At 68.3% G+C, this 9982-nt stretch carries 6 protein-coding genes and 2 pseudogenes; 5 read left to right on the top strand and 3 right to left on the bottom strand.

Annotated features, from left to right (window positions below):
• Positions 1-97: 97 nt before the first annotated feature.
• Positions 98-753: pseudogene (locus ABD979_RS11710) on the top strand (transposase); the annotation flags it as partial.
• Between the two features lie 1191 nt (positions 754-1944).
• Here ABD979_RS11710 and ABD979_RS11705 read toward each other — a convergent pair.
• Complete coding sequence (locus tag ABD979_RS11705; RefSeq protein ID WP_345507655.1) at positions 1945-2619, bottom strand: response regulator; 675 nt, start codon at positions 2617-2619, stop codon at positions 1945-1947.
• The gene (locus ABD979_RS11700) at positions 2616-3962 is read right to left on the bottom strand and encodes a sensor histidine kinase (protein ID WP_345507654.1); all 1347 of its coding nucleotides are present in this window, start codon (positions 3960-3962) and stop codon (positions 2616-2618) included. Before ABD979_RS11700 ends, ABD979_RS11705 begins: the two co-directional genes overlap by 4 nt.
• 191 nt (positions 3963-4153) lie before the next feature.
• Here ABD979_RS11700 and ABD979_RS11695 point away from each other — a divergent pair, with 191 nt between their 5' ends.
• The 3 genes and pseudogenes from ABD979_RS11695 to ABD979_RS20090 form a co-directional block, all read left to right on the top strand.
• Entirely contained in the window at positions 4154-5239 is a 1086-nt protein-coding gene (locus ABD979_RS11695; protein WP_345507652.1) for an ABC transporter permease, read from the top strand.
• Positions 5236-5916, top strand: a complete 681-nt coding sequence (locus ABD979_RS11690) for an ABC transporter ATP-binding protein (RefSeq protein ID WP_345507651.1) — start codon at positions 5236-5238, stop codon at positions 5914-5916. Before ABD979_RS11695 ends, ABD979_RS11690 begins: the two co-directional genes overlap by 4 nt.
• 268 nt (positions 5917-6184) lie before the next feature.
• Positions 6185-7262 (top strand): annotated as a pseudogene (locus ABD979_RS20090) (IS3 family transposase); the annotation flags it as partial.
• 253 nt (positions 7263-7515) lie between these two features.
• Here the strand turns inward: ABD979_RS20090 and ABD979_RS11680 are convergent.
• Positions 7516-8019 (bottom strand): MarR family transcriptional regulator, encoded by a 504-nt coding sequence (locus ABD979_RS11680; RefSeq protein WP_345507650.1) that lies wholly within the window; start codon positions 8017-8019, stop codon positions 7516-7518.
• A 164-nt stretch (positions 8020-8183) separates the two neighbouring features.
• On the opposite strand from ABD979_RS11680, the gene ABD979_RS11675 reads away from it, so the two are divergent.
• Positions 8184-9980: a thiamine pyrophosphate-requiring protein gene (locus ABD979_RS11675; protein ID WP_345507649.1), complete on the top strand. Its 1797-nt coding sequence runs from the start codon at positions 8184-8186 to the stop codon at positions 9978-9980.
• Positions 9981-9982 lie beyond the last annotated feature (2 nt).

Raw genomic sequence — 9982 nt, 5'->3', positions numbered from 1 at the left:
GCCCGCCCTGACAGCCTGATCCCTCCAACACGGATCACGCAGCGCTACACCACCACCTGGGACTTGACCCTGCCTGACCAGAGGAACTCGATGATGGCTGGCGACCGGCGTCAACGGCGACGGCCACCGTGAAGTATTCGGCATGCCGTGGCCACCGCAGAAACCTGGAGCCGGGTGCCCGCAACGAGAACGTGCTCGTCGCCGGCCTCGTGGCCCGCGGCCTGGCCGGGGTCCGGCTCGTCCCCTCCGGCGCACGCCGGGCTGCGTGACGCGATCGCGGCCAACCTGCGTGGCGCCGCATAGCCGAGCTGCCGCACCCACTTACCGTCAACCTGATGGGCCCCGAAGAGCATGTCGCCAGCGATCAGGGCCATGCTGCACTTGGTCTATGACCAGCCTGGCGCCTCCGCCGTGGCCGCCCAGTGCGATCGGCTGCTCGACTACGTCCAGTCAAGGTCCTCGCCGTGTTCGGGCACCTTGGCCGCGCCTGCGAGGACTTGCTGTCCCTCACCAGCTTCCCGAAGAAGATCTGGACGCAGATCTGGTCGAACAACCCAACCCTGTGGCTCAACAAAGAGATCCGGCACCGCTCCGACTCCGTGTTGGCGTCGCAGGATCTTCCGCAACTGCGAAGCCATCGTCCGCCTCGTCGGAGCCGTCCTGGCCGAGCAGACCGACGAAGGGGCCGAAAGGCGTCGTTACCTCGGTCTGGACGTACTGGTTCGCTCATGCGTGAACATCGTCTCCGCAACCCAACCTCGAGGACGGGGCCGACCTGCCCGCCGTGAACGCCTGCCCAATACCGAGAGTCAGCCTGCGCCACCCCGCGAAAGACGACTTGACCTCCGGCGATCGTCTTCCTCGCCTTGCCTCGCCTCGCCTCCCGACGCCAGCTAGATCTTCGGCACCGTCCTGAGTGTCACCGGGGGCGCGTTTCTGGCCGCGCTCCTCAGTCTTCCCGCTCCCACGGCGTTTCTTCGCCCATCTTGGCGTAGTACTTCGCCAAGTGGTTGCGGACGCGGTCGCGGTCCTCAACCGGCAGGTCCACGCCCCCGCGTGATCCCTGCATGGCGGCGGCCGCCGTCATGATCGCGCGCGGGGCCGCCCGGAGGTGTCCGTCAACGACGTCGGCAATAAGTAGCTTGTATGCCGTGAAGTTGTCCTTGCTGTCTGCGTCGTACCAGACGTGGGCGTCGCGGTACTGCTCGTTGGGCTCCTTCTTGGCGCCTGCCCAGCTTCGGATCCGCTTCTCGGCAGCACTGCCGTCCCACTCCCGGTCCCGATCGGCCAGTGGGAAGGTCTTGGGAAGTCAGTGACGCTCGCGGTCGATCTCCTTCACCCGTCGCCGATATCGTTGCCATACGGTGCAGCGGCCTTTCGGCCACCTGGGACCTTCTCCCGTCACCATCTATACATGTACAGCCGTCGTCAACCCCTGATGGATCTCACGTCTGTCTTCCACCAGGAACGCCTGGCACGTCGTCCCGGACGTGGTATCTAGCTGCTCGACACCTCCGAACGCGTTCTGCGCGACCAGGCTCGAGCCCCTTCGGACGCGCGCTGTCACCGACCTCGCTTGAACCGCGAACTGCGCAGCGACTATGGGCCTTGCGAGCCGTTCCGGGCCAGAGGAAGATGGTGCGCAGGGCCCGCGACGCCAGCAGCGTCCCGGACGGGGAAATCGGGTGCAACGCGGGCCCAGCCAACCCACCAATCGCCTCGCTCCACCGACGTCGCCGCTCACGTGGATGGAGCATCGGCGCCAACCGAGGCTGATCTCGTCCTTGACGTTCGGCACACAGGAGCGGCGGCCGCAGCCGGTTGGCTCTAGCGGTCCGCCAAACCGGACCCTCCTGCAGCCCGGCATTCGCGAGGCGGGGAACCCCGGTCAGTCACGGCGAGGCGATCGGCGCGTGGGAACGAACCGCGTCGTGTGGCGTCTGGTTAGGGCGTTTCTGGCCGTCGACCGCCGCCGGCTGGCGGTGTCCGGTCTGCTCGGATGAGCCCTCGTTGAACGGCGATCGCAACGGCTGCGGTGCGGGAGTCTGCGTTGAGTTTGGTGAAGATGTGGACCAGGTGGGACTTGATGGTTGCTTGCGAGAGGAAGAGCTGCTGGGCGATTTGCTGGTTCGACAGACCGTCGGCGACGAGGGTCAGCACCTCGGTCTCCCTGGTGCTGAGCGAAGTTGCAGGGGTGCGTATCCGCTCGATGAGTCGGTCACTGATGGTGGGGGCAAGGGCCGATTGTCCGGCTGCCGCGGCGTGGACGGCGGCGACGAGTTCCTCTGCGGGTGCATCTTTGAGGAGGTAGCCGGAGGCTCCGGCTTCGACGGCGGCGATGATGTCCGCTTCGGTGTCGTAGGTGGTGAGCACGATCACGCGCGTCGACCCGTTTCTGCTGGTGATGGCCTTGGTGGCGGCACTGCCCCCCATGCCGTGTCCGAACTGCAGGTCCATGAGGACGACGTCGACATCCCCGACCTCGGTGCGCAAGACCGCGTCCTCGGCGGTTGCGGCTTCGTCGACGACGGTGATGTCCGGCTCGGACTCGAGGACCGCCCGCAGCCCGGCGCGGACGACAGGGTGGTCATCGGCGAGCAGGAGTCGGATGGTTGTCACGTGGGCTCCTCATGAGCCTCGTCAGCCGCTGGGGCCGGTGGTGGAGAGGTGCTTCCGGCCCGGTCGAACCGCACCGAGACTGCGGTTCCGCAGCCACGTTGCGACTCCACGGTGAGCACCCCGCCCAGCTCCGCGGCGCGCGACGCCATGGACCGAAGACCGAAACCTCCGGATCTGGTGCCGGTCTCGTCATCTGCGCCAGCCGATGTGGCTCGGGTGTTGAAGCCGATGCCGTCGTCGACGACGTCGAGGGTCACGGCGGCATCCATGACGGTGAACGTGACGTCGGCGCGGGTGGCCTGGGCGTGCTGGGTGGTGTTGCCGAGGGCCGCCTGTGCGATGCGCAGGAGGGCGACTTCGGCCGGCGTGCCCAGGGCGACCCCGGGCCCTTGCTCGTGGAAGGACACCGGGATGCCGGCACGCGTCGTGGTTGTCTCGCACAGGCGCCGCAGGGCTGCCGTGAGCGTTGACTCCTCAAGGTCTACGGGAGCCAGTGCCCGCACGAACCGTCGTGCCTCGGCGAGGTTTTCTCGCGCCTCGTGCCGGGCCCGTTCGACAAGGTCCAGGGCACGGGCCGGGTTGACCTCGCGCTCGGGGTCCAGGGATCGGGTCGCAGCGCCTAGCAGCAGCTGGATGCTGGACAGGCCCTGAGCGAGGGTGTCGTGGATCTCCCGAGCCAGCCGTTCCCGTTCGTCCATCACCCCGGCGCGGCGTTCCACGGCTGCCAGCTCGGACCGGGTTCGGTCGAGCTCGAGGATCAGGCGGCGCCGGTGATCCGACTCGGCGTAGAGGGCCTGGTAGCCGAGCACGGTGGCGATGACGACACCGGCTCCGAGGACGGGGCCAATGACCATGGCGGCGGTGAGCGTCTTTTGATGCCAGGCAAACCCGGCAACTGCGATCCCCGTGACGATGACGACGGCGGTGAGCCCAGCGGGGCGGGGCAGCAGGTGAAGCAGCAGGAACAACCAGGGGAACGCCAAATAGACCGCTTCGGGGCTGACGGCCAGCAGCGCCAGCCAGGCCCCCAGCAGCAGCGCGAGCCACGCACTCGTCACGCGTGGTGACCGGCTCACCGCGGGCCATCGTGGTCCGACGGAGTAGACGATCCCGACCAGCCCCGCGCAGAGCAGGACCAAGGGCCACCCAGGTGTGCGGCCGACGACGCCGCGCACAAGAGCGAGGACGAGCAGGGCTGCGACGAGCAGGTGGATGCCCCAGCGCAACGACGCAGGGACCGGAATCTGCTCCAACCGCCTGCTGGCGACAGCAGCGACCGGAACGGCCGACGAATGAGAAGACATGTCTCGAGCCACCTTACGGCGGTGCAGCACGACCGGCATCCATCAAAGGTTTGACCAGTTCCTGAGTCCTTCGATGACGCGCAACCAACCCGCTGGGCGATGCCGCACCATGCCCGCGTCAAGGACCGTAGGGGTCAACGCCGCAACCCGCGGCACACACCGGACCCGACCTCGACGCCCACAACGAGGCATGCGCCCCAGCCGGGACATTGCGAAAGGAAACCATCGGCGTGTTCGTCGCCATCCGAGATCTCCGCTTTGCCAAGGGACGGTTTGCCTTGATGGGCACCGTCGTCACCCTGATCACCCTGCTTGTCGTCCTGCTCTCCGGTCTCACGGCCGGGCTCGGCCGCGGCAACACCTCTGCGATCACCGACCTTCCCGCCGACCACTTGGTCTTCTCGGCGCCCGCTTCCGGAGCCAAGCTGGCGTTCACCGACTCGTCCATCGCACCCTCCGTGCAGGCGAGCTGGTCTCGCGTCCCGGGCGTTCAACGGGCAGAGCCCGTCACCATCACCATGACCCGGGCCGGTGTCGACGGACGCAGCGCCGGCGTCGCGCTCTTCGCCGTCCCGTCCGGCTCGCCATTGGCTCCCGGGGTCGCCCCCGGGCAGGTGGTTCTGTCCACCAAGGCGGCCACTGCCCTGCAGGTGGCCGTAGGTGACCACGTCGACGTGGCAGGCCAGTCAGTCACCGTCGCCGCGGTGTCCGGGGACGAGGAGTTCTCCCACGCCCCCGTGATCTGGGCCGTCACCACCAGCGCACTCTCGTCCGGTAAGAAACCTGGCGAAGCCACGTTCCTGGCACTGACCACCGACGGATCCAGCACGGACGACGCCTCCCTGGCGGCAGCCGACCAGCGGCTCGGCACGACCACCCTCACCCCGGGGCAGTCGCTGTCCGCGATCGGCTCCTACACCTCCGAGAACGGTTCGCTGCAGCTGATGCGGGCCCTGCTGTTCGCGATCTCGGCTCTGGTCATCGGCGCCTTCTTCACCGTTTGGACCGTGCAGCGCAGCGGCGAGATCGCCATCCTCAAGGCCCTCGGCGCGTCCACCAGCTACCTCCTCAAGGACGCCCTCGGCCAGGCCCTGGCCCTCCTCGCCCTCGGTACCGCACTCGGCACCGCCATGGCTGCCGGCATCGGAGCCGCCATCACCACCCTCGCCGGATCAGCCGTGCCGTTCGTGCTCAACCTGCCCACCCTGCTCCTTCCCGCCGTCGTGATGATCGTCCTGGGCCTCGCCGGGGCCGCGGTCTCCCTGCGCACCGTCACCACGGTCGACCCCCTCACCGCACTAGGAAGTGCTCGATGACCCTTCGCCTCGACGACGTCACCCTCACCTACCCCGACGGGGACCAGCGCCTCACCGCGCTCGACCACGTCAGCCTCACCGCCGAACCCGGCACCCTGACCGCGATCGTCGGACCCTCCGGCTCAGGCAAGTCCAGCCTTCTGGCCGTCGCAGCCACCCTGATCACCCCTGACTCCGGCCGGGTCCTGCTCGGCGGGCGCGACCTCGCCGGGCTCACGAGTTCCGACACCGCCACCGTCCGCCGAGAGCAGATCGGCATCATCTTCCAAAGCTCGAACCTGCTCGCCTCCCTCACCGCCCGCGACCAGCTGCTGGTCGTCGCCCACATGGGCGGCCATGACCTGACCGTCGCGTCAGAACGCGCCACCGAGCTGCTCGACGCCGTCGGGCTCGCCGACCAGGCCGACAAGCGCCCCCATCAGCTCTCCGGCGGGCAACGCCAGCGGGTCACCATCGCCCGAGGACTGATGAACCAGCCCTCACTGCTCCTGGTGGACGAACCCACCAGCGCACTCGACACCCACCGCGGGGAGGAAATCCTCAACCTGCTGCGGCGGCTGACAACCGACCGGGGCCTGACCACTGTCATGGTCACCCACAACAAGGAGCATCTCGGCTCCGCCGACCGGGTCACCGAGATCGTCGACGGCAAGACCCGCCAGCTCGCGAACTGGTAGCAGCCATGCTGGCGCCCGATCCCGAACGATCATCGCCTCGGTAAGCCCCGAAGCCGAGACGTGGACGGTCGACCACACGATCATCGCCCGCGATGAACACAGGGCGTTGCTGCGACCCCGCTTCGGAAATCTGCCCTGCGTCGACCACGTCACGACTAGCACACGGACGATCCCGCTCGGTGGGTGCCTCACCCAGGCCCTCCGTCTGCTGCACGGACAGCGTGACATCTGATCTGTCGACGTGTGACGGTACTCGGAGGAATGCACCATGCCCCCGGGGTTCCCCATCAATTTCCGAGGGCGTGATCCGGGGTTTAAGGAGTCGGATGCCGTCGTCGCCCCGGGCGAGAAGGACTTGGCGATGTCGCCGTCGTGCCTCAACCTGTGGCTGACGATCGACGGGCGATGCTCGGCCAGCGCCGCGCCGCGGCCTACCTCCCACAGGCGCACCTGCCGGATGACGAGGTTGACGCTCGTCTGCACGCTCACCGGCGACGGGGCCCCGTCACGGTGACGTGCCCGGTGCGGAACATCGCCCGTCAGCCCTACCACCGCTGCCTCGCTCGGCCCGTCACGGCGGCCGAGCTGACGTAGGCGTACCGGGCGAACGCGTTGTTCGACGCGCACCGCGACGGCCCGGAGTTCGGGTACCGGTTCCTGGTCGACGAGGCCCGCGAGGCGGGGCAGTCGATGGCGGAGCGGACCGCGTAAAAGCTCTGCTCGCAGCTGGACTGGTGGTCCGCGTTCGGCAAGAAGCGGGGCCGTAACGGCAAGACGCCGGGCCCTCCGGTCTACGACGACCGGGTTGAGCGGGACCTCACCGCGCCTGCCCCGAATCGCCTGTGGCTCAGCGACATCACCGAGAACTGGACCGGCGAGGGCAAGCTCTACCTGTGCGCGGTCAAGGACGTGCACTCCAACCGGATCGTGGGATACTCCATCGACTCACGCATGGAGTCCTCCCTCGATCGACTCACGCATGAAGTCCTCCCTCGCCGTCGAGGCCCTGAACAACGCCGTCGCCCGCTGGCACGCTGAAGGCGCGGACGTGGCCGGGTGCGTCCTACACGCCGACCGTTTGAGCTCGCGCTCAGTTCCGGTCCAGGAAGCTGGTCCACCGGCTGCACCGCCACGGCATGGTCGGCTCGATGGGCCGGGTCGGAGCGGCCGGCGACAACGCGGCCATGGAGTCGTTCTTCGCGCTGCTGCAGAAGAACGTCCTAGACCGTCGCGACTGGGCCGCCTGAGAAAGGTTGCGAATCGCGGTCGTCACCTGGATCGAGCGCACCTACCACCACCGTCGGAGACAGCCCCGACTCGGGCGGTTTATCCCGGTCGAACACGAATGGTCATGGCGACGACGTCCCCCTGGCGGCCTAACCGAAACTGTCATCTGTCCGTACAGCAGTCCCGGCCAGGACGGCGTTCGCGCGCAGGGCCCACCCGGGACGCACACTCCTCGCGAGTCCCGGGGGGACGGCTTCGGAGCTCGGCGACGACGGGGATGCTGGGGTGCCGCGCCACCAAAAGGCGATGTGTCGAGGGCGCGGACCTACGTGACGTAGGAGCTGCTGATCACGTGCGTGGCACCGGGCGCTGTCACGGGCTCCATCCAAGGGCCCAGAGGTCGGTGCGGGCCAGTCCGTCTGCCGCTTGCGCGAATGGTCCCAAGGCGGTGACGAGACCCTTGCGCTCGTTCGGGGTCATACGAGCAAGGATGGGCCGGATCTGTCCTTCTCGCTCTTGCATGACCTTCGCTACGACGTCGTGCCCCTCCTTCGTGAGTTGCAGGAGGAGTTGGCGACGGTTGCCCGGGTCGTCGGTGCGGTCGATGAGCCCGCGCGCGACGAGACGGTCGCACAAGCGGCTGGCTCGGGTCAGGTGTATGCCGACCGCGTCGGCCAAGGTGCCGAGAGACATCGGGGGCTGCCCTGAGAGCACGACCAGCGCGCGCAGCTCGAGCAGATCACCCACCTCCGCCACGGCCGCCATCGATCGAGCGGTGATTGCCACGAGAATGCGGCAGGCGTCGAGCACGGCACTCACCTCGCCATCGTGGATCTGGCGATGGTCGGTTGGTGGTGGGCGATCGTCATCAATCACGAACCGAGTCTGCCGCCTGACTCTTGCAATCCGCAACTATTGCGCGTAAACAGAATGGGAGTGCCCCCGACAGCTGGTGCCGGCCAACGGCCCGGTGGTAGCAGTCCGTGACGGATCCGGCTCAGATGACCCATGGCTCATGGACGACGACGCAGGAGGTTGAAATGACCCAGCAGGTTGCCGACGTGGTGCTGTCCCGGTTGCGGGACTGGGGTGTGCGTCAGGTGTTCGGCTTCCCTGGCGACGGGATCAACGGCCTGCTGGCCGCCTGGGGACGCGCCGAGAACCGACCGCAGTTCGTCCAGGCCCGTCACGAGGAGATGGCCGCCTTCGAGGCGGTCGGCTACGCCAAGTTCTCCGGTGAGTTCGGCGTCTGTGTCGCTACGAGCGGCCCGGGCGCGATCCACCTGCTCAACGGACTCTACGACGCCAAGCTCGACCACGTGCCGGTCGTGGCCATCGTCGGCCAGACCGCGCGCAGCGCGATGGGCGGGTCGTACCAGCAGGAGGTCGACCTGATGACCCTTTTCAAGGACGTCTGCTCCGACTACGTGCAGATGTGCACCGTGCCCGAGCAACTGCCCAACCTCATCGATCGCGCCATCCGGATCGCCCAGGCGCGCAGCGCGCCCACCTGCATCATCTTCCCGTCCGACGTGCTCGAGCTCGAGTACACCGCGCCCGGCCACGCGTTCAAGATGGTGCCCTCGAGCGTCGGCACCGCCCGGGCCACCGCCTGCCCCGACGACGACGCCGTGCGCCGTGCCGCCGACCTGCTCAACGCCGGCGAGAAGGTGGCCATGCTCGTGGGGCAGGGCGCCCGCGGCTGCGAGGCCGAGCTGACCGAGGTCGCCGACCTGCTCGGCGCCGGCGCCGCCAAGGCACTGCTCGGAAAGGACGTGCTGCCCGACACGCTGCCGTGGGTCACCGGCTCCATCGGCCTGCTCGGCACCACCGCGTCCTACGACCTGATGATGCGCTGCGACACCCTGCTCACCGTCGGCTCGAACTTCCCGTATACGCAGTTCATGCCGCCGCTCGACCAGGCCCGCGCGGTGCAGATCGACCGGTCCGAGGCCTGGATCGGCATGCGCTACCCCTACGAGCTCAACCTCGTCGGGGACGCCAAGGCCACGCTGCGGGCCCTCATCCCGCTGCTGCACCGCAAGGAGGGCCGCTCCTGGCGCGAGGAGATCGAGGCCAACGTCGACGACTGGTGGCAGACCGTCGACACGTGGGCGATGAACGACGCCGAGCCGGTCAACCCGATGCGCATCTTCTCGGAGCTCTCCAGCCGCCTGCCGACCAACGCCATGGTCGCCTCCGACTCGGGCAGCGCCGCCAACTGGTACGCCCGCAACCTGCGGTTCCACGGCGACATCCTCGGCTCGCTCTCGGGGACGCTGGCCACGATGGGCCCGGGCGTGCCCTACGTCATCGGCGCGAAGTGGGCGCACCCCGACCGGCCGGCCATCGCCCTGGTGGGTGACGGCGCGATGCAGATGAACGGCATGGCCGAGCTCATCACGGTCGCGCACTACTGGCAGCAGTGGGCCGACCCACGGCTCGTCGTGGCGGTCCTGCACAACAACGACCTCAACCAGGTGACGTGGGAGATGCGGGCCATGGAGGGTTCGCCGAAGTTCGCCGAGTCTCAGACCCTCCCCGACGTCGACTACGCCGCCTTCGCGCGGAGCCTCGGCCTGGTCGGGGTCAACATCGACGATCCCGACCAGCTCGGCCCCGCCTGGGACGCCGCCCTGTCGGCCGACCGGCCGACCGTGCTCGACGTGCGCTGCGACCCCGACATCCCCCCGATCCCGCCGCGCGCCACGCTGGAACAGGCGAAGGCGACCGCGGCCGCGGTCCTGCACGGCGACGAGGACCGGTGGGGCTTCATCAAGCAGGGCGTCAAGATGAAGGCGCAGCAGATCGTCCCCGGCCTCAAGGGCGGTGAGTGACG

This window comes from Terrabacter aeriphilus (genome assembly GCF_039542985.1).
Taxonomy (GTDB): Bacteria; Actinomycetota; Actinomycetes; order Actinomycetales; family Dermatophilaceae; genus Terrabacter; species Terrabacter aeriphilus.
The sequence above is the reverse complement of the archived record's forward strand: the minus strand, read 5'-3'. Positions and strand labels throughout refer to the sequence as shown.

What these genes read in the sequence shown, in the direction of transcription:
- ABD979_RS11700 (WP_345507654.1), bottom strand. Translation starts at nt 3,962, where the DNA reads ATGCCGGTCGTGCTGCACCGCCGTAAGGTGGCTCGAGACATGTCTTCT.
- ABD979_RS11675 (WP_345507649.1), top strand. Translation starts at nt 8,184, where the DNA reads ATGACCCAGCAGGTTGCCGACGTGGTGCTGTCCCGGTTGCGGGACTGG.
- ABD979_RS11690 (WP_345507651.1), top strand. Translation starts at nt 5,236, where the DNA reads ATGACCCTTCGCCTCGACGACGTCACCCTCACCTACCCCGACGGGGAC.